The sequence below is a fragment of the Chromobacterium sp. genome, from assembly GCF_041912965.1.
Taxonomy (GTDB): Bacteria; Pseudomonadota; Gammaproteobacteria; order Burkholderiales; family Chromobacteriaceae; genus Chromobacterium; species Chromobacterium aquaticum.
On the sequence record NZ_JAYSGF010000003.1, the window covers coordinates 69,818 to 96,670 of the forward strand.

Annotated in this window: 27 protein-coding genes; 8 read left to right on the top strand and 19 right to left on the bottom strand. The window is 64.5% G+C overall.

All coding sequences use genetic code 11. The features are described from left to right. From pyrF to cmk, 6 genes are all read right to left on the bottom strand, one after another. Positions 1-682, bottom strand: a 682-nt coding sequence (gene pyrF / locus ACE3QM_RS02345; RefSeq protein ID WP_374419932.1) for an orotidine-5'-phosphate decarboxylase, incomplete at its 3' end; no start/stop codon positions are given. Positions 683-929: 247 nt separating this feature from the next. Beyond that, positions 930-2,090 (bottom strand): lipopolysaccharide assembly protein LapB, encoded by a 1,161-nt coding sequence (gene lapB / locus ACE3QM_RS02350; RefSeq protein WP_231461670.1) that lies wholly within the window; start codon positions 2,088-2,090, stop codon positions 930-932. Positions 2,091-2,242: 152 nt separating this feature from the next. After that, a complete protein-coding gene (locus ACE3QM_RS02355) occupies positions 2,243-2,536 on the bottom strand; it encodes a lipopolysaccharide assembly LapA domain-containing protein (protein WP_231461671.1) in 294 nt (97 codons plus the stop codon). Positions 2,537-2,670: 134 nt separating this feature from the next. Continuing rightward, complete coding sequence (locus ACE3QM_RS02360) at positions 2,671-2,985, bottom strand: integration host factor subunit beta (RefSeq protein ID WP_048411652.1); 315 nt, start codon at positions 2,983-2,985, stop codon at positions 2,671-2,673. 7 nt (positions 2,986-2,992) lie between these two features. Beyond that, positions 2,993-4,684, bottom strand: coding sequence for a 30S ribosomal protein S1 (rpsA, locus tag ACE3QM_RS02365; RefSeq protein WP_156183983.1), 1,692 nt, complete (start codon positions 4,682-4,684; stop codon positions 2,993-2,995). Positions 4,685-4,776: 92 nt separating this feature from the next. After that, positions 4,777-5,445 carry a (d)CMP kinase gene (cmk, locus tag ACE3QM_RS02370; RefSeq protein WP_374419936.1) on the bottom strand — a complete coding sequence of 223 codons (669 nt, stop codon included), beginning with the start codon at positions 5,443-5,445 and terminating at the stop codon, positions 4,777-4,779. Between the two features lie 218 nt (positions 5,446-5,663). Between cmk and aroA the strand changes: the two genes are divergently transcribed. Then, positions 5,664-6,956: a 3-phosphoshikimate 1-carboxyvinyltransferase gene (aroA, locus tag ACE3QM_RS02375; RefSeq protein WP_231461674.1), complete on the top strand. Its 1,293-nt coding sequence runs from the start codon at positions 5,664-5,666 to the stop codon at positions 6,954-6,956. A gap of 117 nt (positions 6,957-7,073) precedes the next feature. Next, entirely contained in the window at positions 7,074-7,505 is a 432-nt protein-coding gene (locus ACE3QM_RS02380) for a phosphoribosyl-ATP pyrophosphohydrolase (RefSeq protein ID WP_374419938.1), read from the top strand. Positions 7,506-7,524: 19 nt separating this feature from the next. Here the strand turns inward: ACE3QM_RS02380 and ACE3QM_RS02385 are convergent, their stop codons facing one another. Together ACE3QM_RS02385 and ACE3QM_RS02390 are read right to left on the bottom strand one after the other, a co-directional pair. Then, positions 7,525-8,157 carry a class I SAM-dependent methyltransferase gene (locus ACE3QM_RS02385; protein WP_374419940.1) on the bottom strand — a complete coding sequence of 211 codons (633 nt, stop codon included), beginning with the start codon at positions 8,155-8,157 and terminating at the stop codon, positions 7,525-7,527. Between the two features lie 150 nt (positions 8,158-8,307). Beyond that, positions 8,308-8,937: a LysE family translocator gene (locus tag ACE3QM_RS02390; protein WP_374419942.1), complete on the bottom strand. Its 630-nt coding sequence runs from the start codon at positions 8,935-8,937 to the stop codon at positions 8,308-8,310. Positions 8,938-9,144: 207 nt separating this feature from the next. On the opposite strand from ACE3QM_RS02390, the gene ACE3QM_RS02395 reads away from it, so the two are divergent. After that, positions 9,145-10,566, top strand: a complete 1,422-nt coding sequence (locus tag ACE3QM_RS02395) for a PLP-dependent aminotransferase family protein (protein ID WP_048411658.1) — start codon at positions 9,145-9,147, stop codon at positions 10,564-10,566. Between the two features lies 1 nt (position 10,567). Here the strand turns inward: ACE3QM_RS02395 and ACE3QM_RS02400 are convergent, their stop codons facing one another. Both ACE3QM_RS02400 and ACE3QM_RS02405 read right to left on the bottom strand, forming a co-directional pair. Next, positions 10,568-11,542, bottom strand: a complete 975-nt coding sequence (locus ACE3QM_RS02400; protein ID WP_374419945.1) for a L,D-transpeptidase — start codon at positions 11,540-11,542, stop codon at positions 10,568-10,570. 141 nt (positions 11,543-11,683) lie between these two features. Next, on the bottom strand, positions 11,684-12,187 hold the full coding sequence (locus ACE3QM_RS02405) for a DUF2938 domain-containing protein (protein WP_374419947.1): 504 nt from the start codon (positions 12,185-12,187) through the stop codon (positions 11,684-11,686). Positions 12,188-12,311: 124 nt separating this feature from the next. Between ACE3QM_RS02405 and ACE3QM_RS02410 the strand changes: the two genes are divergently transcribed. The 3 genes from ACE3QM_RS02410 to ACE3QM_RS02420 all read left to right on the top strand — a co-directional run bounded on the left by ACE3QM_RS02410 (position 12,312) and on the right by ACE3QM_RS02420 (position 16,048). Further along, positions 12,312-13,019 carry an ArsR/SmtB family transcription factor gene (locus ACE3QM_RS02410; protein WP_374419949.1) on the top strand — a complete coding sequence of 236 codons (708 nt, stop codon included), beginning with the start codon at positions 12,312-12,314 and terminating at the stop codon, positions 13,017-13,019. A 44-nt stretch (positions 13,020-13,063) separates the two neighbouring features. Then, on the top strand, positions 13,064-14,602 hold the full coding sequence (rlmD, locus tag ACE3QM_RS02415) for a 23S rRNA (uracil(1939)-C(5))-methyltransferase RlmD (protein ID WP_231463937.1): 1,539 nt from the start codon (positions 13,064-13,066) through the stop codon (positions 14,600-14,602). 261 nt (positions 14,603-14,863) lie between these two features. Continuing rightward, positions 14,864-16,048, top strand: a complete 1,185-nt coding sequence (locus ACE3QM_RS02420) for a NupC/NupG family nucleoside CNT transporter (RefSeq protein WP_231463938.1) — start codon at positions 14,864-14,866, stop codon at positions 16,046-16,048. Positions 16,049-16,106: 58 nt separating this feature from the next. Here ACE3QM_RS02420 and ACE3QM_RS02425 read toward each other — a convergent pair whose 3' ends face one another. From ACE3QM_RS02425 to ACE3QM_RS02440, 4 genes are all read right to left on the bottom strand, one after another. After that, positions 16,107-16,406, bottom strand: a complete 300-nt coding sequence (locus ACE3QM_RS02425; RefSeq protein WP_374419953.1) for a putative quinol monooxygenase — start codon at positions 16,404-16,406, stop codon at positions 16,107-16,109. A gap of 344 nt (positions 16,407-16,750) precedes the next feature. Then, positions 16,751-17,968: a 6-phosphofructokinase gene (locus ACE3QM_RS02430; protein ID WP_082151188.1), complete on the bottom strand. Its 1,218-nt coding sequence runs from the start codon at positions 17,966-17,968 to the stop codon at positions 16,751-16,753. 328 nt (positions 17,969-18,296) lie between these two features. After that, the gene (gene dkgB / locus ACE3QM_RS02435) at positions 18,297-19,097 is read right to left on the bottom strand and encodes a 2,5-didehydrogluconate reductase DkgB (RefSeq protein ID WP_048411664.1); all 801 of its coding nucleotides are present in this window, start codon (positions 19,095-19,097) and stop codon (positions 18,297-18,299) included. 63 nt (positions 19,098-19,160) lie between these two features. Continuing rightward, positions 19,161-20,354, bottom strand: coding sequence for an MFS transporter (locus tag ACE3QM_RS02440; protein ID WP_048411665.1), 1,194 nt, complete (start codon positions 20,352-20,354; stop codon positions 19,161-19,163). A gap of 129 nt (positions 20,355-20,483) precedes the next feature. Between ACE3QM_RS02440 and ACE3QM_RS02445 the strand changes: the two genes are divergently transcribed. Together ACE3QM_RS02445 and ACE3QM_RS02450 are read left to right on the top strand one after the other, a co-directional pair. Then, positions 20,484-21,419 (top strand): LysR substrate-binding domain-containing protein, encoded by a 936-nt coding sequence (locus ACE3QM_RS02445; protein ID WP_374419957.1) that lies wholly within the window; start codon positions 20,484-20,486, stop codon positions 21,417-21,419. A gap of 82 nt (positions 21,420-21,501) precedes the next feature. Next, positions 21,502-22,263: an alpha/beta fold hydrolase gene (locus tag ACE3QM_RS02450; protein ID WP_374419959.1), complete on the top strand. Its 762-nt coding sequence runs from the start codon at positions 21,502-21,504 to the stop codon at positions 22,261-22,263. 112 nt (positions 22,264-22,375) lie between these two features. Here the strand turns inward: ACE3QM_RS02450 and ACE3QM_RS02455 are convergent, their stop codons facing one another. The 5 genes from ACE3QM_RS02455 to ACE3QM_RS02475 form a co-directional block, all read right to left on the bottom strand. After that, complete coding sequence (locus tag ACE3QM_RS02455) at positions 22,376-22,885, bottom strand: N-acetyltransferase family protein (RefSeq protein ID WP_374419960.1); 510 nt, start codon at positions 22,883-22,885, stop codon at positions 22,376-22,378. A 64-nt stretch (positions 22,886-22,949) separates the two neighbouring features. After that, positions 22,950-23,702, bottom strand: a complete 753-nt coding sequence (locus ACE3QM_RS02460) for a LytTR family DNA-binding domain-containing protein (RefSeq protein ID WP_231463953.1) — start codon at positions 23,700-23,702, stop codon at positions 22,950-22,952. A 28-nt stretch (positions 23,703-23,730) separates the two neighbouring features. Continuing rightward, positions 23,731-24,636: a sensor histidine kinase gene (locus ACE3QM_RS02465; protein WP_231463955.1), complete on the bottom strand. Its 906-nt coding sequence runs from the start codon at positions 24,634-24,636 to the stop codon at positions 23,731-23,733. Further along, positions 24,629-24,931, bottom strand: coding sequence for a hypothetical protein (locus ACE3QM_RS02470; protein WP_048411670.1), 303 nt, complete (start codon positions 24,929-24,931; stop codon positions 24,629-24,631). Before ACE3QM_RS02470 ends, ACE3QM_RS02465 begins: the two co-directional genes overlap by 8 nt. A gap of 153 nt (positions 24,932-25,084) precedes the next feature. Next, positions 25,085-26,800: an ABC-F family ATP-binding cassette domain-containing protein gene (locus ACE3QM_RS02475; RefSeq protein WP_374419964.1), complete on the bottom strand. Its 1,716-nt coding sequence runs from the start codon at positions 26,798-26,800 to the stop codon at positions 25,085-25,087. Between the last annotated feature and the right edge of the window lie 53 nt (positions 26,801-26,853).

Consider the following 26,853-nt stretch of genomic DNA (forward strand, 5'->3'; position numbering starts at 1 on the left):
GGGCGGCGGCGGGGTTGCGCGGCCGGCCGATCACCAGATAGTCCGAGCCGGCGGCCAGCGCGGTCACCGGAGTCATCACCCGGCGCTGGTCGTCGGCGGCGCTGTCGGCCAGGCGGATGCCCGGCGTCACCAGCTTGAAATCCTGGCCCAGCGCGGCTTTCAGCTCGCCAGCCTCCTGCGCCGAGCACACCACGCCGTCCAGGCCGCAGTCGCGCGTCAGCGTGGCCAGGCGCAGCACATGTTCCTGCGGCGACACGGTGACGCCGATTTCGGCCAGGTCGGCGGCTTCCATGCTGGTCAACACGGTGACGGCGATCAGCAGCGGACGCTGGCTGTAAGGCGCCAAGGCCTCGCGCGCCGCTTCCATCATCCTGCGGCCGCCGGAGGCGTGCACATTGACCATCCAGACGCCGGCTTCCGCCGCCGCCTTGCAGGCATGGGCCACGGTATTGGGAATATCGTGGAACTTCAAATCCAGGAATACCTGGAATCCCCTGGCCACCAGGCTTTCCACCAGGCTGCGGCCGGAGGAGGTGAACAACTCCTTGCCCACCTTGAGCCGGCACTCGCTCGGGTCCAGCCGGCTGGCGAAATTCAAGGCGCTATCCGCGTCGGCGAAGTCCAGCGCCACGACCACGGGCGAAGCCGGCCGTGCAAAGCCGGCTGCGATCAAAGGATTCATGCTTGCTCCATTCTTGCCGCCGACGCTTGCCGGCGGCCGGTATTCAAATCAGCGCAGCCGCTCAGAACGTGTTTACGATCTCGCGAGCGAAGGCGAGACCAGGCGGAAACGAGCGAAAAAGCGGAATGTACAGGTGGTACATGAGCACTGAGCTTGGTTTCAACGCCCATTTCCATCCATCCCGCCGACGCGCAGCAGATCGTAAACAGGTTCTCAGGGCGGCTGCTTAATCTTAAGCCATGTCTTGTTACTGCGATTCCGAGCGGTTGGCGGTGAAGCCTTCCCACTCGCCGCAGGCCGGGCAATGCCAGAAAAAGGCGCGCGAGCGGAAGTTGCAGCATTTGCAACGATGCACGCTCAGGCGCTGCGCGTGCTTGAGCACCAAGGCGCGCGCCACTTCCGCGTCCATCCGCCCTTCCGGGCTCAATTCGTCCATCTGCGCCTCGATCAGCCGATACACGCCGGACAGACTGGGGCGCGCGTGCACGCCCTCGCGCGCCACTTCCAGCGCCTTTTCCTCGCCCTCGTAGGTGGCGATCTTCTGGTACAGCAGATCGGTCAACTCCAGCTGCGGGAAGGTTTTTTGGTAGCCGCGCAGCAGCGCGATGCCTTCCAGCGGCTTGTCCATGCGCTCGTAAGCGTCGAACATGCGCTCGGCCGCCATCGACAGATACTCGTAGTTCTGCTTTTCGATGTTCTGCCAGGCGGCGATCGCCGCGTCGATGCGACCTTCGGTGAATTCGATATCGCCAAGAATCAGGCTGGCGCGCACGCATTTGCGGTTGGCGGCAAACGCTTCGCCCACATAATGGCGCGCCTGCTCGCTATTGGATTTATACAGCTCGCCCTGAGCCAGCTCGCAGTAAAACTGCGCCACTTCGTGCTGGAAGGAGTGCGCGTCGCTGCGCAGCTCCTTGGCGGTGGCGATGGCCTTGTTCCAGTCGCGGTCCTGCTGATAGATGTCCAGCAACTGGCGCCGCGCCGCCAGACCCATATTGCCGTCCTGCAGCTTGAGCAGAATTTCCTCGGCCCGGTCCACTAGACCAGCCTTGCGAAAATCCTGGGCCAATTCGAAACGCACCGCGTCGCGGTGCTCGGCCGGCAGGTCCGGCGCGTCCAGCATGCGCTGATGCAGACGGATGGCGCGGTCGTTCTCGCCGCGCTTGCGGTACAGCTTGCCCAAGGTGTGCTGCAATTCCAGCGCCGAGCCCTGCTGGCGCGCCACTTCGGCCAAGGCCGAGGCGGCGACGTCGGTCTTGTCTTCCACCAAGGCGTCCAGGCCGCGGAAAAAGCCGGTGGGCACCGCCTTGGCCTGTTTCAGCACGGTGCGCATGTCCACGCGCGCGGCAAACCAACCCAGGCCAAAAAAGGCCGGAAACAATAGCAACCACCACAAATCCAGTTCCAACAGCAATCCTTTCCGGACAAACAACAACAGCCGCTGCTAGCGGCATCACAAAAGAACGGCTGATAAAACCCGGCCGCCCGAACGCCCGGCGCGCCCCATCGGGCGACGCGGGCTTCAAGACCCGGTTTTGTCAGCCGCTCTCGCCGGCCTCCTCAGTCCGCGATCGCGTCGCTGGGATCGCTGATCACCTTGCTGGCGGGAGGCCTGTTGCGCAATTCTTTTTTCAATTGGGAAAGCTCTTTCCGGCTGCGCAGATAATAGCCCAGCGTGGCCAACAGGCCCACCAGCGCGCCGGCGACGAAGAACAACAGCAGAAACACGATCAACGGCGCGGACCAGGACTCGCCGAAGAACAGTTTGAATTCGACGGCGTGGCTATTTTGCACGGTGACCGCGATCAGGAATACCAACAGGGCCAATTCAACGATACGAAGCAGGTAACGCATGATCTCGCTCGATTTGTTTGCCGGAGTGCAAGTTTAAACGATAGCCCGGCGCAACCCAAGCTGGAATTTCCGCGACGCAAAGAAAAAGCGCCGCAAAAGCGGCGCTTCGGATTCGCTAAGCCGGAGATTGACGCTCAGGCCTCGCTCTGCTCCATCAGGGACAGGTCGACGCGTTCGCGCAATTCCTTGCCAGCCTTGAAATGCGGCACATATTTCTCAGGAACCGAGACGCTGGTGCCCGACTTGGGGTTGCGGCCAATCCGAGGCGGACGGTAGTTCAAATCAAAACTGCCGAAACCGCGGATTTCAATCCGATTCCCTTGCGCCAGGTTATTGGCCATCGCATCCAAAATGGTTTTGACGGCCAATTCAGCGTCTTTGTAGACCAACTGAGAATTGCGCTCGGCAAGTCGTTCCGACAGCCTAGCGATCAGCTCAGATTTGGTCATGTCTCAATTACTCGTTAGAGCCGGACAGTTTTGCCTTCAGCAGGGCACCCAGGTTGGTGGTGCCAGCGGAAGCGCTGTCTACGGACAGGCTCTTCAGAGCAACGTTGTCTTCCTGAGCGTCTTTAGCCTTGATGGACAGGCTGATGTTGCGGGACTTGCGGTCCACGGCGATGATCACGGCTTCGACTTCTTCGCCGTCCTTCAGCACGGAACGAGCGTCTTCCACGCGGTCGCGGGACAGTTCGGAAGCGCGCAGGTAACCTTCAACATCGGTGTCCAGGGCCACAACGGCGCCCTTGGCGTCAACGGACTTCACGGTACCCTTAACCAGGGCGCCCTTGTCGTTCATTGCAACGAAGTTGTTGAACGGATCGCCTTCCATCTGCTTGATGCCGAGGGAGATGCGCTCTTTCTCAACGTCGATGGACAGAACAACGGCTTCAACCTCGTCGCCCTTCTTGAACTTGCGCACGGCTTCTTCGCCAGCTTCGTTCCAGGACAGGTCGGACAGGTGAACCAGGCCGTCGATGCCGCCCGGCAGGCCAACGAACACGCCGAAGTCGGTGATGGACTTGATCGCGCCCTTCAGCTTGTCGCCTTTGTGGAAGTTGTCGGCAAACTCGTTCCACGGGTTGGCCAGGCACTGCTTCATGCCCAGGGAGATACGACGACGGTCTTCGTCGATTTCCAGGATCATGACTTCCACTTCGTCGCCAACCTGAACAACCTTGGACGGGTGTACGTTCTTGTTGGTCCAGTCCATTTCGGACACGTGCACCAGGCCTTCGATGCCCTGTTCGATTTCCACGAACGCGCCGTAGTCGGTCAGGTTGGTCACCTTGCCGAACAGACGGGTGCCGGACGGGTAGCGGCGGGACAGGCCCACCCACGGATCTTCGCCCAGTTGCTTCAGACCCAGGGATACGCGGTTCTTCTCTTGGTCGAACTTCAGTACCTTGGCTTCTACTTCGTCGCCCACGGCCAGAACTTCGGACGGGTGCTTCACGCGGCGCCATGCCAGGTCGGTGATGTGCAGCAGGCCATCGATGCCGCCCAGGTCAACGAACGCACCGTAGTCGGTGATGTTCTTGACGATACCCTTGATGATGGCGCCCTCTTTCAGGGTTTCCAGCAGAGCTTTGCGCTCTTCGCCCAGGGTTTCTTCCAGCACGGAACGACGGGACACAACCACGTTGTTGCGCTTGCGATCCAGCTTGATGACCTTGAATTCGATCTGCTTGTTTTCGTACGGGGTGGTGTCTTTCACCGGACGCACGTCAACCAGGGAACCCGGCAGGAAGGCGCGAATGCCGTTGACCATAACGGTCAGGCCGCCCTTCACTTTGCCGCTGATCAGACCGGACAGGATCTTGCCGGTTTCCAGCGCTTCTTCCAGCTCAACCCAAGCGGCCAGGCGCTTGGCTTTTTCGCGGGACAGCTTGGTCTCGCCAAAGCCGTTTTCCAGCGCGTCGATGGCTACGGTCACGAAGTCGCCGATGGCAACTTCGACCACGCCTTGGTCGTTCTTGAATTCTTCGGCCGGGATCAGGGACTCGGACTTGAGGCCGGCGTTTACGGTAACAAAGTTGGAATCAACTGCTACGACTTCGGCAGTGATCACCTCGCCCACGCGCATGTCGTGAAGGGTCAGGCTCTCTTCAAACAGCTGAGCGAAGTTTTCCATGGAGAGGGTAGTCATCAAGCGTACTCTCGGTGCGCGCCTTGCGGCGTGCGGGGTTAGGGTTGCACAAGGGGTTTATTGCTTTGCAGCATTTTCACCCGACAAAAAAATCATAGGCCGGAGACCTGTCTTTCCTCGAACCAGCGTAGGACCTGTGCGACCGCCTGGTCTATGGTCAGCTCCGTGGTATCGAGCAAAAAGGCGTCCGGCTCCTGGCGCAGCGGCGCTACCGTCCGGGCGGCATCGCGCGCGTCCCGATCGATAATGTCCTGCAGAATCTGTGGGAGATTAGCAGAATCTCCCTTGCCGATCAACTGCTTATAGCGACGCTCCGCGCGCTCCTCCGCGCTGGCGGTCAAAAACACCTTCAAGGCCGCGGCGGGAAACACCACCGAACCCATGTCGCGGCCATCGGTCACCAGGCCCGGCGCCCGGCAAAAATCGCGCTGCCGCTGCAGCAGCGCCGCGCGCACCGCCGGCAGCGCGCCCACCTTGGACGCGCCGATGCCGATCTCCTCGGCCCGGATCGCCGCGCTGGCGTCCTCGCCGGCCAGCCACACCGCGCCATCGGCGAATTCCACCGGCAGGCCGGCGGCGGCGGCGGCCAGCTCCGCCTCGTCGTCCCAAGCGATATCGCGGCGCAGCGCGAACAGCGCCAGCAGCCGGTAGAGCGAGCCCGAATCCAGATAATGAAAACCCAGCCGCGCGGCGACCAGGGCGGCGACAGTGCCCTTGCCGGAGGCGGACGGGCCGTCGATGGCGATGACAGGTGCGGTCATGTGCTGATAAATCCTTGCAAAAATTCGCGCTGGCGGCCACATGCGTGGCCAGCCGGCCAAACCGGCGATTTTATCGCAAGCCGCCGGCCGGCACAGCAAGATTCTCCGCGCGGCGAAACCCGGCGCCGGGTTTGCGCAAATGCGGCGATGGCGGTTACATTGTCCGACGGGCGCCGCGGCGCCATCCGCCAATCAAGCACACAAGACTCAGAACCGCCATGGAACAACTGCATCTCGCCCCCGTCCGCCATCTATCCGGCGCCATCAAGCTGCCCGGCTCGAAAAGCATCTCCAACCGCACCTTGCTGCTGGCCGCGCTGGGCAATGGCAGCACCCTGGTGCGCGAGCTGCTGGATTCGGACGACATCCGCCACATGCTGGCGGCGCTGAAGCTGCTGGGCGTGGAGATCGAGCAGATCGGCGACAGCCGCGACTTCCGCGTGCAAGGCGTCGGCGGTGAATTCCCGGTCAAGAACGCCGACCTGTTCCTGGGCAACGCCGGCACCGCCTTCCGTCCGCTGACTGCGGCGCTGGCGCTGATGCAGGGCCATTACCAGCTCAGCGGCGTGCCGCGCATGCACGAACGGCCGATCGGCGACCTGGTGGACGCGCTGCGCGTGGCCGGCGCGCAAATCCAGTACCAGGGCAATACCGGCTTCCCGCCGCTGACCATCATGCCGGCGCAACTGGAAGCCGGCCGCCCCATTCCGGTGAAGGGCAATGTGTCCAGCCAATTCCTCACCGCCCTCTTGATGGCGCTGCCGCTGACCGGCGAAACCGCGGTCATCGAAGTCAGCGGCGAGCTGATCTCCAAGCCTTATATCGAAATCACCCTCAACCTGATGGCGCGCTTCGGGGTGCGGGTTGAACGCGACGGCTGGCGGCGCTTCACCATCCCCGGCGGCCAGAGCTATATCTCCCCGGGCGAAGTGCACGTGGAAGGCGACGCTTCCAGCGCGTCCTATTTCCTCGCCGCCGGCGCGCTGGCCGGCGGCCCGGTTCGGGTGGAAGGCGTGGGCGCGGACAGCATCCAGGGCGATGTCAAATTCGCCGACGCGCTGCGGCTGATGGGCGCCGAAGTGCGCATGGGCCCCAATTGGATAGAAGCCAGCGCCACGCTCCCGCTCAAGGCGATAGACGCCGACTTCAACCACATCCCGGACGCGGCGATGACCCTGGCGGTGGCGGCGCTGGCCGCCGACGGCACCAGCACGCTGCGCAATATCGAAAGCTGGCGCGTCAAGGAAACCGACCGCCTGAGCGCGATGGCCGCGGAGCTGCGCAAGGTCGGCGCCGTGGTGGAAGAAGGCCAGGACTATATCCGCATCACCCCGCCGTCGGCGCTGACCCCCGATGCCGAAATCGACACCTATGACGATCACCGCATGGCGATGTGCTTCTCCCTGGTCTCGCTGCTGGGCGCGCCGGTCACCATCAACGACCCCAAGTGCGTGGCCAAGACCTTCCCCGATTATTTCGACGCGCTGGCGGCGCTGCAAGCGCAGGCCTGAGCCAGCCGCCCCGCTCGACAACCCCGCTCCGGCGGGGTTTTTTCTTGGCCAAGCCTTGCGCCTAGCACCGCAATAAAACACAATATATAGATTATTAAAAACAAAAAAATCTACATCATGGAAAATTTCTTTGCCTTGCGCCGCCAATTCATGCAGCAGTTCGACATCCCCAGCCCGGCGCGACCGCAGTGGCAGCCGCAGCAATTGGCAATGTGGGAAACCATGCTGGAGGAAGAACTGGCCGAATTCCAGCACGCGCTGGCCGACTATAAACGCCAGGACGGCGACGAGGCGGAACGCTCGCGACGGATGGCGGAACTGCTGGCCGAAGGCGTGGACGTGCTCAATGTGCTCAGCGGACTGCTGATGTCGCAAGGTCTGCCGCTGGAGGAGATGGCGCGCGAAATCCACGCCGCCAATATGCGCAAATGCGTGGACGGCAAGATTGTGCGCCGCGAGGACGGCAAGGTGCTGAAGCCGGCCGGCTGGCGGCCGGCCGACAAGGAGGGGGTGATACACCGGGCGCGGGAATCCCGAGACCCCATTTAATCTCGGCTACGCCGCGCGCTCAATGATCGCGCCGCGCAAACAATCGGGCGATGCCGTGATAATGCGGCCGACCATGGCCGACATCCAGCGCGAACTCCTCCTGGTAGGCCAATAGCGTCAGCGCGGCGAACTGACGGCGCAACTCGTCCGGCTGATAGTAGTGCCGGACATAGGACGCCGTCTCGCTCGCCACCCGGCCCTGGGCATCGCAGCCGGGATCGTTGACCATGAATACCGACACGAACAGATAACCGCCCGGCTCCAGCGCCTCCTCCATCCGCCGCGCCAGCGCCGCCCCGGCGGCCGCGTCCAGATGGTCCAGCGAGGTGTTGGCGACGATCAGCCGGTAATGCTCCGCATCCAGTTGCAAACCGGCCAGGTCCGCCACCTTGCCGGCCACGTTCAGGCGGCGTTCGTCCGCCGTTTCGCCCAGGCGCGCAATCGCCTCGGACGAGCCATCCACCGCCGTCATCGCAAAGCCCAGCCGCGCCAGGAACAAGGCGTTGCGCCCCTGGCCGCAGCCCAAATCCAGGCCGGCGCCGCCGGCCGATACATGATATTTGTCCAGATACTGGACCAGAGACGGCGATGGTTGATCCCCGTAGAACGACGTGCTCGAACGGTACACGCCGTCGAATCCCGCTGCTGTCATTGATGATGCCCCCGATATCGGCTTTGCGCCTGACCGGCCCATCTCGGCCCGGACCCTTCGTCCGGATTACCTGGCCGATAGGCCACCCATCCTTTTGGACAGAATAGGCGATGAGCATCGCAAGGACATCACAATCGATTCAGCTATTCATCAAATCATTTGCGGCAACGCCTGCATCGACTGCGCCGGCAGCATTTCCAGCAATAGCCAGACCGCGGTCAGCGCCAGCATCGCCGCCATGCCGCAATTGAATGCCCGCAGCCGGCGCGGCGACGCCAGCAAGCGGCGCGCGGCCACTCCGGAGCCCGCCCACAAGGCGATGCACGGCAGGCCGATGACGAAGGTCAGCGCGGCGAACAGCAGGCCGGCATGCCAGGCGTTCATCTTGGCCGGCAGAAACACCATCGCGATATTGAAGCCCATCAACCAGACTTTCGGGTTGAGCCAGTTGAACAACACCCCGCCCCAAAACCCCATCGGCGCGCCGCCAGATTCGCCCGCGGCCGGCTCCGAGCGCGCCATGCCCCAGGACAGCCACAGCAGATACAGGCAGCCGGCCACCGCCAGGTAGACCTGCACCGAGGCGATCACCGACATCAGCCCGCCCAGGAACACGGTCAGCAGCCCCACCTGAACCGACAAGCCCAGCGACATGCCGAGTAGCGATGGCACCGTGCGCGAAAACCCGTGATTGACCCCGGAAGACGCCAGCACCAGATTGTTCGGCCCCGGCGTGATCGACATCACCAGCAAATAAGTCACCAATGCAACAAAATTCATTACCGTTCCAGCCCATTGCAGACGCCGGAAGGATCCGGACGCCTTGGTTTCCAATGGCGGAAATGATAACGCCGCGGCAGTGACGAATACAGATTCAGAAAAATTGAATTGGAACCATAACAGTTTTACAATCGACAAACTGTTACGGTCATTTTCCAAGGAAACTGTACCGATGGAAGCGACAAATTCTGTGAGCGAGGCCCGGGCATGAGCGATGAACCCCTGTATCAGCAACTGGTGAACGAATGGATCACCCTGATCCAGACCGGGGTGGTGCAGCCCGGCGAACGGCTGCCCTCGGTGCGCAAGGCCTGCGAAATGCACAAGGTCAGCCCGTCCACCATCTTGATGACTTATCGCACGCTGGAAGACCGCGGCCTGATAGAAGCGCGGCCGCAGTCCGGCTTCTACGTCAAATCCGCCGCCACCCTGCCCTTGCCGCGCATGCGCCGGCAAAGCGCCGCCCATCACACCGGCGAAGTGGTGGATCAGATCGAGGCGGTGATGACGGCGCAGACCCGCGCCGACTACATCGACCTGTCGCTGGCCAGCCCGCGCGGCAGCGATTTCTACCCCACCACCCGCTTCAAGCACATCATGGGGCGGCTGCTGCGCCAGCATCCGGAACTGACCACCGATTATCCGTTCCCGCCCGGCTCGGAACGGCTGCGCCGCCAGATCGCCCAGCGCGCGGTCAGTTGGGGCTGCGTGCTGGCGGCCGAGGACCTGGTGATCACCAATGGCTGCACCGAGGCGCTGCAACTGGCCTTGCGCGCCTGCTGCAAGCCGGGCGACACCGTGGGACTGGAGTCGCCCACTTATTTCGCGCTGCTGCCCACCTTGAAGAACCTGGGCCTGAGCGTGATCGAGATTCCCACCCACCCGGCCAACGGCCTGTCGCTGGACGCGCTGGAACTATTGCTGTCGGAAAAGCGGCTCAACGCCATCGTCGCCATGCCCACGGTGCACAATCCGCTGGGCTGCACCATGCCGGCCGAGGCCAAGCAGCGGCTGGCGGCCTTGGTCAATGAATACCAGGTGCCGCTGATCGAGGACGTGCCGCATGCCGATCTGCATTACGACGGCGCCACCCCGGACGCGGTCAAGGCCTATGACCGCGACGGCTGGGTGCTGCTGTGCTCCAGCTACAGCAAGACGCTGGCGCCGGGCTTCCGCATCGGCTGGATCGCGCCGGGGCGTTTTCTGCGCGAAGTGACGCGGCTGAAGTTCGCCAGTTCGCTGGCCCAGCCGCGGCTCTTGGAGGAAACGCTGGCGGAATACCTGGAAACCGGCGGCTACGATCATCACCTGCGGCTGATACGCCGCCACTTCATGAGCCAGATGGAACGGTTGCGCGGCACCGTCGCCAGTTGCTTCCCGGCACAGACGCGCGCCACCTCGCCGTCCGGCGGCTGCCTGCTGTGGGTGGAGCTACCCAGCGGCGTGGACACCATGGAGCTGTTCCAGGCCGCGCTGGCCGAACGCATCACCGTGGCGCCCGGCGCGCTGTACTCGGCCAAGGGCCGCTACCGCAACTGCGTGCGGCTGTCCTGCTGCTATCCGTGGAACCCGGCGTACGAACGCGCCTTGCGGCGCGTTGGGGAATTGGCGGGAGAGATGGCCGACTGAATCAGGCCGGGCGGCCGTTGCCGCGCGGCTGGGCGCGCACCGCGGCGCGCGAGGAAGACGGCGCCGACGACGGCGCCGCCGCCGGAGCGTGTTGCGGCGCCGATGCCGGCGGCGCGGCCTGGGTGGGCAGCGGGCCGCCCGGCTCGCGGCCAGCCGGCTCGCGCGCGAACTGGGTGTCGCCGGTCTGACCGGGCGATAGCCAACGCACCACCGCCAGATCGCCGTCCACCTTGGCCTTGGCCACGTCCTTGCAGGTCAGGCACACCGGCACGCCCTTGCGCGCCTTCAAGGCCTGATCCACCCGCGCGCCGTACACCACCGCGGACTTCTGCTTCTGCCAGGCCAGCAGCGTTTCCGCCAGCATCGGGAAAGAAGGATCATCCTGCTTGTAATGATTGCGATAAGCGGTCAGCCACAGATTGCCGGCCGCGTCCTGATTCAGCAACACGGTCTGATAGGCCACCGTCACCGCGTCGCCGCGGGCGACGGTCTTGGACAGCAGCAAGGCGTCATCGTTTTTCATGCGCACGCAGCCATGGCTGCGGAAGCCCGGCACCGAACCCGGCGCATTGGTGCCATGGAAGCCCAGGCCCAGCTTGGCCTCGCCGAAACGGATGAACACCGGCCCCAGCGGGTTATTGGGCCCCGGCGGCACCACGGTCTGCACTTCCTTGCCGCTGCGGCGCATTTCTTCCTGGATGGAGCGCGGCACATGCCAGGCCGGCGCCTTGTAGATGCCGGTGATGTCGAAGCTGCCGATAGGCGTCTGGGTCAACATCTTGCCCACCGCCACCGGGTAGATCTTGGACAAGTGGCCGTCCTGGTACTGGAACAACCTGGCTTGCGGCAGATTGAGCACCAGATGCAGGCCAGCGGGGCTGACTTGCACATCGGGCTCGGGAATCACCGCCGCGCCGGCAACCGTCGCCGCGCCCAATCCCAGCACCCCAAACAGCCCAATACATCGCTTCAACATACCGCACCATATTTGAAATCACTATTGTTCGATTCTAACAGAAAGCGTGGAAAAGCAAGATTCTGACTATTACCAAACCTCGGCCCAAGCAATATTGTCCGACAATATTGTCGGTTTTACGTCAGCACGGCCGGCTTTGCCTCAAAGCGCCGGCCAATGCGCCAAGATCCAGGCCGCCGCGTACAGGCCGACGCCAAAGCTGGCGTGCGCCATCAGGCTGCGCCGGCGCGTCACCCAGGGTTGCGGCGTCTTCGCGGCGCAGAAGCCCGCTCCCATCGCCGGCTGCATCAGCAAGAACGGCGCCGCCACGCTGGCAAGGCCGAACAATAGCGCCGGTCCCGGCGTCGGCTCCCGCCACCAGGCCGCGCCGCAGACCGCCAACAATAACAAAGCGAACACCACGCCAATCAGATAATGCGCGAGCCAACCCAGCGCCCGTTCGCCGCGCACCGGCTCGGCGCGGGCAATGCCTTGGTGGCGGAAGCAGCCCCGCCGCCAATGCCCTATCCAGCGCCCCACCAGCGCATAATCCAGCGATGGCTCGCCAAAGCCCCGTCGCAGCAGCCATGCCCACGCGTCCATCACCGCCGTGGCGCCGACGCCCACCAGCGCGCCGCGCGCCAGCCATTCCACTATCGCATCCATGCTCTCTCCTCGCAGAACCATTCAGTGTCCGCCGCAAGCCGCTGAGCACGAGCAGGCGCAGACAAAATCCAGTCAATAGACTATCATTAAATAGATTGATTGAATGATATTTTGAAAGCCGCTCATGCCCACCGCCGCCCCGCCCGCTCCGGAACGCTTCGCCGATCTGGCCGAATTGGCCCGTACCCTGAGTCATGCCCACCGCCTGCTGTTGCTGGAACACGTCGCCCAGGGCGAACGCCCGGTTGAGCGGCTGGCCGAATTGGCCGGCCTGTCCATCGCCAACGCCTCGCAACACCTGCAACACCTGAAACGATCCGGACTGGTGTTGTCGCGCCGCGACGGCAAGCATGTGTTGTACCGGCTGGGCGACGGCCCCATTCTGGCCGTGCTGGACGCGCTGCGCCGTCAGGCCGAGCACCAACGCGGCGCCATCCGCGCGCTGCTGAACGATGCCGCGGCGCGGCCCGAGGCGCTGGACGGCGTGACGCTGGACGAACTGCTGCGGCGGCTGAACGACGGCGACCTCATCTTGCTGGACGTGCGCCCGGCGGACGAGTACGCGGCCGGCCATTTGCCCGGCGCGCTCAATCTGCCGCCGGAGCTGCTGGAACACGGTCTGGAGCAGCTGCGCGCCGGCGCCGAAATCATCGCTTACTGCCGCGGCCCCTACTGCGTGCTGTCCACCCAGGCGGTGGCGGCGCTGCGCGCGCGCGGCCTGAACGCCAGGCGGCTGGACAGCGGCTTTCCGCAATGGAAGGCGGCCGGGCTGGAGGTCGAAGTCGGCGCCGCCGCCGCCGTCGGCAAAAAACCCCTGCGCGCCGCCGGATAATTTGAGAAAATTACCGCTTTCCGATTGATTTTCCACGCAACACCATGACGCACAAACAGACTATCGCCCAGGTCGAATCGCTGGATCACGAAGGCCGGGGGGTCGCCCACGTAGACGGCAAGACCATCTTCATCGATGGCGCGCTGCCGTACGAAACCGTGGTCTATAGCGCCTACCGCAAGAAGTCGTCCTACGAAAACGCCAACACCAGCCAGGTGCTGAAGGAAAGCTTCCTGCGCACACAGCCGCGCTGTCCGCATTACGGCACCTGCGGCGGCTGTTCGATGCAGCATGTGGAGTTCAGCGCCCAGGTGGCGGTCAAGCAAAGAGTGCTGGAAGACAATCTGGCCCGCATCGGCCGGGTCAAGCCGCAGCAAGTGCTGACCCCGATCGCCGGCCCGGCCTGGCATTACCGCCATCGCGCGCGGATGTCGGCGCGGCTGGTGGAGAAAAAAGGCGGCGTGCTGGTGGGCTTCCACGAGAAGCGCTCCACCTACATCACCGATATGAGCGAATGCCATATCCTGCCGCGCCATATCTCGGACCTGATCGTGCCGCTGCGCGAGATGATCTACAAGCTGTCGATCAACAATCGCATGCCCCAGGTGGAGCTGGCGGTGGGCGATAAGGTGGACATCCTGGTGTTCCGCAATATGGAAGCCATCAACGATGCCGACCACGCCGTGCTGCGCGCCTTCTCCGACACCCATGGCAGCCAGGCGCGGCCGCTGCAGATCTGGCTGCAACCCAAGGGTCCGGACACCTGTTATCCGATCTACCCGCTGGACGCGCCCAAGCTGACTTACAGCCTGCCGGAATACCGCGTGGAGATGCCCTACTACCCCACCGAGTTCACCCAGGTGAACCCTGAAATCAACGCGGTGATGGTGTCGCGCGCGCTGAAATTCCTGGACCCACAGCCGGGCGAGCGCATCGCCGACATGTTCTGCGGCATCGGCAACTTCACCCTGCCCATCGCCCGCTCCGGTGCCAAGGTTCACGGCATGGAAGGCAGCCAGGCCCTGGTCAAGCGCGCGGTGGAAAACGCCACCCACAACGGCCTGCAGGACAAGGTCAGCTATGAAATGGCCAATCTGTTCGAAGTCACCGAGGAATCCTTCGCCGCGCTCGGTCGCTTCGACAAGATGCTGGTGGACCCGCCACGCGACGGCGCGGTGCAGCTGCTGAAAGCCATCACCGAGGACACCGCGCCCAAGCGCATCGTCTACGTGTCCTGTAACCCGGCCACGCTGGCGCGCGACGCCAATGTGCTGGTGCACACCAAGGGCTACACGCTGAAAACGGCCGGCATCATCAATATGTTCCCGCACACCGCCCACGTGGAATCGGTGGCCTGGTTCGAAAAGACCGGCCCGTGCAAGAGCCGCAGCGAAATCGCCGTGATCGAAGCCGCCGAGGAAGCCGAGCGCGAAGCGATCAAGGCCGCCCAGCGCGCCGAGGCGGCGGCGGAAGCCGCCAAGAAGGAGCAGGAACTGGCGGAAAAGGCAGCCGCCAAGCAAGCGCGCCGCGATTATTATTTCGCCGAGCAAGCCCGCCGCGAAGCGGAACAGCAAGCGCAATAAACCCGCATGCGACAAGCCTCCGGCCGCGGCCGGGGGCTTTATTTTTGCCGGCGGGCAATGCAGCTTGTTTGACCAAAACGGGTAGTCGGCAACGACGGATTGGCGCACAGTGAGGCGCTAATGCTTTTTACATGGAATAGCGCATCTCTTCATGTCAAAATTCACCGGTTAAACCGATAACGAGATCGCAAGCACACACAGCGGGCCCGCCCGCCAACATCGCCGCTCCTGCCTGAAGGACGGCCCATCAAGGCAATAGATATGCACATACTTCAATTCGTCTTCGGACTGCTGGTGGTCTTCCTGCTGACCCAATTGGTGGCGCGCGACCGCAAGAACATCAAGATCCGCTACGTGCTGCAACTGATCGTGGTGGAAATGGCGCTGGCCTACTTCCTGCTGCACTCCAGCTACGGCCTGACCCTGGTCGGCGGCGTGGCCGGCGTGTTCGACAAATTGATGAGCTATGCCGGCGAAGGCACCAACTTCGTGTTCGGCGGCCTGCTCAATCAGGGCGAGTTCAGCTTCTTCCTCAAGGTGCTGATGCCCATCGTCTACATCTCGGTGTTGATCGGCATCCTGCAGCACATCCGCGTGCTGCCCTGGGTGATACGCGGCATAGGCTGGGTGCTGGCCAAGATCAGCGGCATGGGCAAGATCGAGTCCTTCAACGCCGTCGGCTCGATGATCGTCGGCCAGTCCGAGAACTTCATCGCCTACAAGAACATCATCGGCAGCTTCTCGGAAAAGCGCATGTACACGCTGGCCGCCACCGCGATGTCCACGGTGTCGATGTCCATCGTCGGCTCTTACATGCAGATCATCCAGCCGCGTTTCGTGGTCACCGCGCTGATCCTCAACCTGTTCAGCACCTTCATCATCCTGTCGCTGATCAACCCCTACGACGCCAGCCAGGACGACGATGAATTGATCAGCGCCGAGGCCGCCCACCGCATGTCCTTCTTCGAAATGCTGGGCGATTACATCATGGCCGGCTTCAAGATCGCCGTGATCGTCGGCGCGATGCTGATCGGCTTCATCGCGCTGATCACCACCGTCAACCACATCTTCGACGCCATCTTCGGCGTCAACTTCCAGTACGTGCTGGGCTATGTGTTCTACCCCTTCGCCTGGCTGATGGGCATCCCGGCCGCCGACATCATGCCGGCCAGCAGCATCATGGCCACCAAACTGGTGACCAATGAATTCGTGGCGATGATGGAACTGAAAAAGCTCACCGCCCAGCTGTCGGAATACACCATAGGCGTGATCTCCATCTTCCTGGTGTCCTTCGCCAACTTCAGTTCCATCGGCATCATCGCCGGCGCGGTCAAGGGCCTGGACGAGGAACGCGGCAATATGGTGTCCCGTTTCGGCCTGAAACTGGTGTACGGCTCCACCCTGGTCAGCATTCTGTCGGCGCTGATCGGCGGTTTGGTGCTGTAAGCCAGCCCCCCCTCCGCCAACAGGCCCGGCCCATGCCGGGCCTGTTTCATTTCCCGCCTCAAGCCACCTTGTCGAGGAAAATCAGCTTGATCGGCTCAGCCAGCAATTCATCGAAGCGCTTTTCGATAGCCTGGAAATAAGGCGCGGCCAAGTGCTCGTCCAGCGCGGAGCGGCTGACGAAGGCTTCCCGCATGTAAAAACTGCCCGGTTCGTCCGTGAGTTCGAACAAGGTGTAATCGAGGTTGCCCGCCTCGCGGCGCGTGGGCTCGACCAAGGCGGTCAAGGCCTCGCGCAAGGCCTCGCGCTGGCCGGGCTTGGCCTTGAGCACGGCGATGCTGGTCAGGGGTAATGTCGTCATGATGCGGTTCTCCGTTCTTAGAGCCTGTTCAAAGTCTGCTGCGCTTCGGCGATACGGCGTTGAAACCGAGCTCAAAATGCTCATGTACCGCTTGTACATTCCGCTTTCTCGCTCGTTTTCGCCTTGTCTCGCTCTTGCTCGCGAGACTTTGAACAGGCTCTTGGGATGATGATGCGGCGGCCGCGCGCTGGCCTACGCCTCCAACCGTCAGTATGAAGACGCCGCTCATCAGCAAACAGGCCGTCCGCGCGCAGACTCTTTCAATCCGGGTTTGAAAACGCCACGCAACTGGGCAATAAAAAACCCGGCGCCAGCCGGGTTCTTCCATCCAGTGTCTCCCGCCCTCACACCTTGGGCCAGGCGATGGGCCGATAATCCGGCAATCCATCCTTGAACGGCGGAATCCGCTCGCCCTCCATCAAGGGGCGCACATAGTCGAGGAAGGCCGGCGTCACGCTGAAGCCGTCGGCGCCGATGAATTCCGGCGGCAAGCGCTTCTCCTGATCGCCCACCTCCGATAGCGGCACCTCCACCACGTCCCAGCAATAGGGATGGTCCTGAATGCGCTTGATGCCGGCCATCACGCCGCTCTTGCCGGCCAGCAGCCATTCCACCGCCCGCTCGCCCATGATGTAGGCCTGGCGCACATCCATGCTGGAACCCAGATGGCCGCCGGCGCGCTGCAGATAATCCACCTGCGCCACGTGCGCGGAAATGCCGCGCTCGCGCAGCAGCAGTTGAGCGATCCAGTGGCCGGCGCCGCCCAGTTGTTCATGGCCGTAGACCTCGGACTTCTTGGCCTCGGCGACGAAGCGGCCGTCGGCGTCGGTGATGCCCTCCGCCACCGCGATCGCGCACTGGCCGAAACGCGCCAGCCTGTCGTCCACCGCGGCGAGGAAGCGCTCGGCGTCGAAAGCCACTTCCGGCAACAGCAGCAAGTGCGGCGCTTCGCGCTCATTGCGCGCCGCCGCCGCGCAGGCCGCCGCCAACCAGCCGGTATGGCGGCCCATGGTTTCCATGATGAAGACCCGGCCCCAGCCCATGCTGGTCATGTCCAGGCCCACCTCGCGCATCGCGCTGGCCAGGAACTTGGCGGAGGAACCGTAGCCGGGGCTGTTGTCGGTGCCCACCAGGTCGTTGTCTATGGTCTTGGGAATGCCCACCACCTTGAGCGGATAACCCATGTGGCGCTCGAACTCCGCCAAGCGCTCGGCGCAGCCCAGCGAACCGTTGCCGCCGTTGACCAGCAGATAATGGATATCGTGCCGGGCCAGTACCTCGCGCAGCCGCCGCCAGTCGTCGCCGGCCTCGGCGAAGCTGCCTATCATGCGCCGGCTGACGCCAAAGCTGCCGCCCGGCATGAAGGCGAGCTGGGCGATGGCCTCGTCCGACACCGCGTCGATATCGCATAGCCGACCGTCGAGCAGGCCGGCCAGGCCGTCGAAAGCGCCGTACATCGACAGGCCGCGCTGGCGCGCGGTTTCTATCGCGCCCTGCGCGGAAGCGTTCAACACCGCAGTCGGACCGCCCGACTGCAAATATACGGCACGGGGTTTGGACATCATCGCCACCTGGAGAAATGGAGAATCAAACGGCGCGGCGCGCGGCCGAGCCGGGAATACCACAAACATACCACTGGCCGAAAAGCCCCCTCAAGCCACAGATGTCGCTCAAACCCGATTTCCTTGACCGGCGGCAAACCCCGCTGCAAGTTGCCGCCGCGCTACAAGCTACCACCTGCCGCCTCTTAGAACCTGTTCAAAGTCTGCTGCGCTTCGGCGATACGGCGTTGAAACCAAGCTCAAAATGCTCATGTACCACGTGTACATTCCGCTTTTTCGCTCGTTTTCGCCTTGTCTCGCCCTTGCTCGCGAGACTTTGAACAGGCTCTTAATCCCAACGCGGGCTGAATTCCGGAGCGGCCAGCCGCTCGCCCCGCTCCAGGCCGGCGATGGCGTCCATCTCCGCCTCGCTCAAGCGCAACGCCGCCGCCTGCAGATTGGCGGCCAGATTGGCGCGCCGGGTGGACGACGGGATCACCGCCACCTCCTGCTGCAACAGCCAGGCCAAGGCCAGCTGCGCCGGACTGGCCCGATGCCGCGCGGCGATTTCGCGCAATAGCGGCTCGTCCATCACCTTGCCGTAGGCCAGAGGCATATAGGCGGTGACCGGCACGCCCTGCTCGCGGCAGAAGGCCAGCAGCTTGCGGTTCTGCAAAAAGGGATGCACTTCCACCTGCTGATTGGCGATCTCGCCCGGCCCCACCGCCGCCAGCGCCTGGCGCAGATGGGCGATGGTGAAATTGGACACGCCTATCCGCCTCGTCAGCCCCTGCTGCTTGGCCAGGGCCAAGGCTTCCATATATTCCGCCACCGGCAGTTCGTCGCCGGGCGACGGCCAATGGATCAGCGTCATGTCCACCTGCTCCACGCCCAGCAGATCCAGGCTGCGGCGCAGGCTGTCGGCCAATTTTTCCCGCCCCAGGTTCTCGGTCCAGATCTTGGTGGTGAGAAACACCTGCTCGCGCGGCAATCCGCTCTGGCGCAGCGCCTGCCCCACCTCGGCCTCGTTGCCGTAAATCTGCGCGGTGTCGATGTGGCGGTAGCCCAACTCCAGCCCGGTCAAAACCGAGTCCACCACTTGTTGCCCTTGCAGGCGGAAGGTTCCCAAACCTATTTTTGGCATATCCATGATTAAACATCCTTTCAGTTACGCGCCCTGCGGCGCTTTATTGCCATCATCCTGCGCCGGCGATCAAACCGCTTGCGAACACATGGTCGGCGCGCGCGCCGCGCGGCGGTCCAACACGCCGGACCAGGTGGTCAAGCCCAGGGCCGCCAACACCACCAAGGCGCCTATCCACGGCGTGGCCAACAGACCCAGCTCCGCCACCACCCAGCCGCCGGCCCAGGCGCCGCCGGCGATGCCGACATTGAAGGCGGCGATGTTCAGGCCGGAGGCCACGTTCACCGCCTGCGGCGCGTCGCGTTCCGCCTGCCGCACCACATAGAGCTGCAGACCGGCCACATTGCCGAAAGCCACCGCGCCCCAGGCCAGCACCGTGACCAGCACCCACGCCGGCGACGGCGCGGTGAAGCTCAGCGCCAGCAATACCAGCGCCAACAAGCCGAAGATCAGTTGCAAGGCTCGCACCGGCCCCTTGCGGTCCGCCAGCCGGCCGCCCCAGATATTGCCCACTGCCACCGACACGCCGTACACCAGCATCACCAGCCCCACCCGCGACGGCGCGAAACCGCTGACTTGTTCCAGAATGGGCGCCAGATAGGTGAAGGCGATGAAAGAACCGCCGTAGCCCAAGGCCGTCATCGCGTAGACCAGCAATAGCCGCGGCCGCTTCAGCACCGCCAGCTGCGCGGCCAGCGAGGCCGGCGGCGGCTGCGGAATATCCCTGGGTACCAACAACAGGCTACCGATGAAGGCCAGCACGCCCAGCAGCGACACCGCCAGGAAGGTGGCCTGCCAGCCCAGGGTCTGGCCGATGAAGGTGCCCAATGGCACCCCGGTCACCAAGGCCACCGTCAGACCGCTGAACATCAGCGCGATGGCGCTGGCCGCCTTGTCCTTGCTGACCAGGCCGGTGGCGATGGTGGAGCCTATGGAAAAGAACACCCCGTGCGCCAGGCCGGTCAGCACCCGCGCCGCCATCAGCGCCTGGTAGCCCGGTGCCTGCCAGGCCACCAGATTGCCCAGCGTGAACAAGGCCATCAGCCCCAGCAGCAGGGGCTTGCGCGGCACGCGGCCGGTCAGCGCGGTCAACAGCGGCGCGCCCACCGCCACGCCCAAGGCGTAAAGACTGACCAGCAGACCGGCGGACGGTAGCGACACCCCCAGGCTGGCGGCGACGGTGGGAATCAGGCCCACGATGACGAACTCGGTGGTGCCAATGGCGAAGGCGCTCAAGGTCAGCGCCCATAAGGCAAGCGGCATGGTGTTCTCCCAAAGAAAAGCCGGATCGGCCCGCTCACGCGGACCCAGCGAATAGGGCCGCATTCTGCGCGCTTGCCAGCCGCGGAAAAATCCGCTTCACTGACAATAACTTTTGACTTGGAATCAACAATGCTACCAATGGAAGCGCTGATTGCGTTTGTCTCAGTCATAGACGCCGGCTCCTTCTCCGCCGCCGCGGAACGCCTGGGTCAGACCCCGTCCGGCATCAGCCGCAGTGTCAGCCGGCTGGAAAAACAGCTGGGCGTGGCGCTGATCACCCGCACCACCCGCCGGCTGGACCTGACCGCCGAAGGCCGCTGGCTGCTGGAGCGCGCGCGCCATATCCTGGCCGAGCTACGGGACACCGAGACCCAACTCGCCGCCAGCCTGGCCCAGCCCAGCGGCCTGCTGCGCGTCAACGCCGCCACCCCCATCCTCACCCGGCTGATCGCGCCGCTGACGGCCGGCTTTCTGGAACGCTACCCGCAGGTGCGGCTGGAGCTGACCGGCGCGGAAGGCATCGTCGACCTGATCGAAGAACGCGCCGACGTCGCCATCCGCGTCGGCATGGGCGCGCTGGCGGACTCCAGCCTCAATGCCCGCCGCCTGGGCGACAGCCGCGTCCGCCTGGTGGCCGCGCCGGACTATCTGAGCCGCCACGGCGCGCCGGATAGCGTGGACGCGCTGGCGCGGCACCGGCTGCTGGGCTTCACCGCGCCGGAAACGCTCAATCTATGGCCGCTGCGCCACCGCGGCGGCAATGGGCTGGCGATCCAGCCGACGCTGACCGCCTCCAGCGGCGAAACCCTGCTGCACCTGGCCTTGCACGGCGCCGGCATCGCCTGTCTCAACGACCTGCTCACCTCAGAAGATCTGCGCAGCGGCCGCTTGCTGCCGGTGCTGGACGCCATCAGCCTGCCGTGGAGCCAGACCATCTGGGCGGTGTTCTACAAGCAAGGCGCGCTGGCGCCGCGTGTCAGCGCCTGGGTGGACTACCTGGCGCAGGAGCTGGGCCAACGCTTGAGCCGGCCGTTGTTTGCGCAAGAAAATGCACCATCATCATGATATTCAGGAACTGAATTAATTTTTTACTTACAAAAACATGGAGATAGACCACTTTCAGGCCCTTCGGCCTCCCGCTTGCGCCATGAGCACCCTGCCGCCCAAACTCAGCGCCGCCATAGACGGCGTGCCGATGGAATACCTGCTCGCCGGCAGCGGCGCGCCGCCCATCGTGCTGATCAACGACGCCGGCGCTCCGCTGGAAGGCTGGTACAAGATGCTGCCCGCGCTCGCCGCGCTCGGCACCGTGTTCGCCTACAACCGCTGCGGCATAGGCAATAGCGGTAGCGCGCGCGAGGCGCAGACCGGCGCGGCGATGATGGAAACCCTGCGCGCGCTGCTGTTCAAGGCGGACCTGGCTCCGCCCTATGTGCTGGTGGCCCACGCGCTGGGCGGCTTGATCGCCAATCTGTTCGCCCGCAGCTACGCCGGCGAAGTGGCCGCCGTGGTGTGGCTGGACGCCAGCGCGCCGGAGGAGATGGACGCGCGCCAGGCGCGGCAAGGCCGACTGAGCCAATGGCTGCGTCGGGCCTTGGACCTGGCCCAGGACAGGGACACCCTGAACGAAACCGGCCAGCTGAGCCGCAGCGTGGAGCAGATCGCCGAGGCGCCGCCGTTTCCCGACATCCCGCTGACCCTGCTGTGCGCCGCGCCGCCGATGCTGCCTTGGCTGACGTCCCAAGCGGAGTTGGACGCTCGCGTCGCCGGCCAACGTCGGCTGGCGGCGCTGTCGCCGCGCGGCTGCCGCGTCGTCACCGCCGGCAGCGGCCATTTCCCCCAATTATCCGAGCCGGAGCTGGCGCTCGCCGCGGTGCGCGACGCGCTGGCGGCGATAAGCCGGCGCTAGGAGTCGGCACCTATGCTCGCGAGCAAGCGCGACCGGGGGCAAAACGGCGTGGCAGCCACCACATCGCTATTTCGCGGCGGCGCACGGATGAGGTTTCACACAGTCGGGCGCATCACAGCCGTTTGAAGTAATAGGCGGTGGGATGCAGGCGGCCGTCCGGGCTGGCGGCGTAATCCGGAATCTCGCCGCTTTTGCGCCAACCCAGCTTGCGGTAAACCTCCTCCGCGCCGGAACCGGCCTCGGTGTCCAGCACCAGCAGGCGGATGCCCTGTTTATGTGCATGATCTTCCAGTACCGCCATCAATTGGCGCGCCACGCCGCGGCCGCGGCGGGCGGAATGCACCAAGAGCTTCTGCACCTCGGCGCGGTGGCGGCCGTTGCCGCGCTGGCAAGGCGCCAACTGCACGCAGCCCAGCAGTTCCTCGCCCTCTTCCGCCAGCCATAGTTGCAATCCCGGCCCCAACAGCGCGTCCACCTGCGCCCAGTAGGCGGCGGCCTCCGCCAGCGGCAAGGGCGCGAGGAAGCCCACCGAGGCGCCGCCGGCCACACTATCGGCCAACAGCGCGCTCAAGCGCGAATAATCGCCGGCCGCCAGCGCCGGCGCGAGTCTGATGCGCATCATCTTGTTCTCCCCATGGATCATGGGACAGGATCAAGCAGTTTTCATGCCGGCCGCGACGGCTGGCTCACATGCGCTGAAACAGATGGGCGTAGCTGCGGCTGACTTCCAGCGGCTCGGGGTAGCCGCGCAACTGCAGCATGAGGCCGCGCTGGCCGTCATCGCGCTTGATCTGTTCGATGGCGTCCACCCGCACCAGGGTGGAGCGGTGGATCTGCCAGAACTCGTCCGGGTCCAGCGCCTGCAACAGTTCCTTGATCGGCATCCGGATCAAGGCTTCGCAAGCGGCGGTCTGCACCCGGGTGTATTTTTCATCGGACTGGAAGAACAGCACCTCGCCGGTGCTGATCATGCGCAGGCTGTTGCCTACCGAGGCCTTGATCCAGCGCAGATAATCCGGCCGCGCCAATTGGCGGCTCAGTTGTTGCAAGGATGCCTGCCAATGCGACGGCAGCGTCAGCTGCCGCTGCTCCCAGCGCTGGCGCGTGCGCAACAGCCGCTCGTCCTCCACCGGCTTGAGCAGATAGTCCACCGCGCCTTCCTCGAAGGCCTTGATCGCGTACTGGTCGTAGGCGGTGACGAACACCACCGGGCACAGGCCGTCTATCTCCATCGCCGCGGCGATGCCGTTCTGCACCGGCATGGTGATGTCCAGGAAGGCCAGGTCCGGGCTATGTTCGCGCACCAATTCCACCGCCTCGGCGCCGTCGTGGGCCTCGGCCACTATCCTCAACTCCGGCCATACCCGCTGCAAGGCCATGCGCAGTTGCTCGCGCATCAGGCGCTCGTCGTCGGCGATCACCGCGCTCAGTTTGCTCATTAATGCAGTCCTCTTCCAGGCCGGCCGCTCACACCAGCGCGAACGGCAGGCCTATGGTGGCGCGGGTGCCGCCTGCCGGCAACACTTCCAGCAGCAGTTGCGCGCGTTCGCCATGCAGCATGGCCAGGCGCTCGCGGATATTGCTCAGGCCCATGCCCTGCCCCGGCTGCTCGGGAAAGCCGACGCCGCTGTCGCTGACCGCCACCCTAAGCTCGCCGGCCAGCACCTTGGCGTCGATGAGGATCTCGCCGCCCTCGGCCTTGGGCTCCAGGCCGTGCTTGATCGCGTTTTCCACCAGGGTTTGCAGCATCATCACCGGAAAGCGCGCGTCCAACAGCGACTCCGGCACCTCCAGCCGCACCCGCAGCCGGTCTTCCATCCGCAGTTGCATGATGTCGAGATAAGCGCGCGACAACTCCAGCTGCTGGCCCAGGCTGGTTTCCGCCGGGGACTCCCGCCACTCAGGCAGCGAGGAGCGCAGGTAGCGGATCAGCGCCTTTTGCATCAGCAAGGCGCGCTCCGGCGCGGTTTCCATCAGCTGACACACCGAGGACAAGGTGTTGAACAGGAAGTGCGGCTCGATTTGCGCTTGCAACGCCCCCATCCGCGCCTCCGCCAACTGGCGTTGCAGCGCCTCTACCTCGGCCAGTTCCTCCGCCTGCTGGCTGCGCTCCACCGCCGCGTCGGCGCGCTGTTCCGCCCGACGCTTGCCGCCGGCCACGATCTTGACGATGCAGACGGCCACGCCCAGGAAGAAGGCCAGCACCGGCACCCCGATGATGCCGCCCATGATCAGGCCCAGGAAGCAGATCAGCAGCAGCCGCCCCCAGCCGACGACGGCCAGCCAGTCGAAAAACAACCACCAGTAGATGGAAGCCTTGTGGCTGACGAGGTCAATGCCCGCCAGCGCCTCCGCATGTTTTTGCCTATCCATGATACGCCCCCCGGTCTTGCTTCATTTCTTCCTCGGTCCGCTCGGTCAGCGCCGCCGGCCGCGACGGCTTCGACGCGACGCAAGCCTTCACCAGGAAGGACATCAGTATCAAAAAAACCACCGCGCCGCTCAAGGCCAGCACGCCGCTCAAAACCAAGGCCAGCAGCGAGATCAGCGCCAGCCGCCCCCAGCCGAGGCCGGCCAGCCAGTCTACATAAAGCCGCCAGTAAATGGCGATCTTGTGTTTGGCGCCGTTCAATCCGTCCAGGGCTTCCGCGTGTTTTTTCCGGTCCATGTCTAACTCCTCGTGATGTGTCGTGCTTGACGCTGCTCACTGTAGTCAGCGCCAAACACCACCGACAGCGACTTGCGACGAAGCGCGCAAGGCGATGGACAAAGCGGCGAAACACGCGACGAACGGGCGGCGTTTAAACGCCGCCCATCCGGTTTACAAGCCCAGCGCCTGCTCCAGCATCCCCATCTCACGCCGCCATTCCCGCTGCAATTGCGGCTTTTGATGCTTGGGTTTGCGCGCCAGGTCGGCGCTCAGCAGCGCTTCCAGCTGGTACAAGCGCTCCAGCTGCCGCTCCGCGCCGCTTGGAGCGGACGCGCCGTCGGCCGCCGGCGGCTGATCGGCCACCGCCGCGACGGCTGGCGGGGTGAACAGCTGGGCGTAGGCGCTGGCGGCGTCCGGCCACTCGCGCAGCCGGCCGTCGCTGACCACCCAGAAGCGGTTGCACGATTGCTCGATCAGCTCGCGGTCGTGCGACACCAGCAGGAAGCCGCCGGCAAAGCCGGCCAGTTCCTCGGCCAGTTCGCGCTTGCCGTCCAGGTCCAGATGGTTGGTCGGCTCGTCCAGCCACAGCAGGTGGTAGCTGGCCAGCGACAGCGCCAGGAACAACAGCCGCGCGCGTTCGCCGCCGCTGAGAGTGGCCACGGTCTGAGCATGGCGCGCATAGGCGAAGCCGGCGGAAATCAGCGCCTGGCGCCGCTCCGCATCGCTCAGCGGCGCGAACGGATACAGCGCGTCCGGCAGCGTGGCCGCGTCGTCCAGCCGGCGCAGCGACTGATCGTAATAAGCAATGCGCGCCGCCGGGTGCGGCCGCCAGCCCACGCCGGCCTCGCCTTGCAGCCAGTCCCGCCAGCACTGGCGCAGCAAGGAGGACTTGCCGGCGCCGTTGGCGCCGAGCAAGGCCACCTTGTCGCCGCTGCGCAAGCTCAGTTCATCGGCCACGAATAGCGCCGGCAGGCCGGGCGCGGCGCGCACCTGCAAGCCTTCGAAAGCCTGCAGCCGGTCCGCCGCCAGCGGCTGGCCCTGCAGTCGCAAGCGCCACGGGCTGCCGCGACTGACGAAGGCTTGCTCCTCCTTCAGCCGCTCCACCCGCCTTTGCATGGACTTGGCCTGGCGCAGCAGTTTTTCATTGTCATGCTCGCGGCCCCAGATCGCCAGCCGCTTGCTGCTGGCGTTCAGGCGGTCTATCTCCTTCTGCTCGCCGGCATGGCGCGCGCGGGCGGCGGCATCGGCTTCCGCCAGCGCGGCCCGCGCCTGGCTGCATGGCTGCTCGAAGCGGTACAGGCGCTGATCGCGCAGGATCCAGCTGTGCGCGGTCACCGCGTCCAGCAGCCGCGCGTCGTGGGACACCAGGATGAAGCCGCCCTGCCAGCGGCGCAGGAAATCCTCCAGCCACAGCAGCGACGGCAGGTCCAGATGGTTGCTGGGCTCGTCCAGCAGCAGCAGATTGGGCTGACGCAGCACCGCGCGGCCCAGCAGCAGCCGGGTGTGCTGGCCGCCGCTGAGGCTGGCCACCGGGGTATCGGCCGCGGCCGCCAGTTCCAGTTCGTCCAGCAGGCTGTCCACCCGCCAGTGCTGCTCGGGCTGGCGGTCCACCGCCTCCAGCAGCGCCGCGCGCGCGCTCACCGCGGCCAATTGCGGCGGCAGATGCTGCTCCACGTATTGCAGACGGCACAGGCCGGCGTATTGCACCGCGCCGGCATTGGCTTCGCGCTGGCCGGCCAGCACGTCGAGCAGGCTGCTCTTGCCGCAGCCGTTATGGCCCAGCAGGCCGATGCGATCGCCCAGTTTTACGGTAAAGGAAAGGTCCTGGAACAGCGGGCCATGGCCGGCGTCCAGTTGCAGGGATTGCGCGGAAATCAGGGTTGTCATGCTCTTGCTCTCGTTTTTTCGGGACGTGATCGTCCCTGTCAACAGGAGCGCTG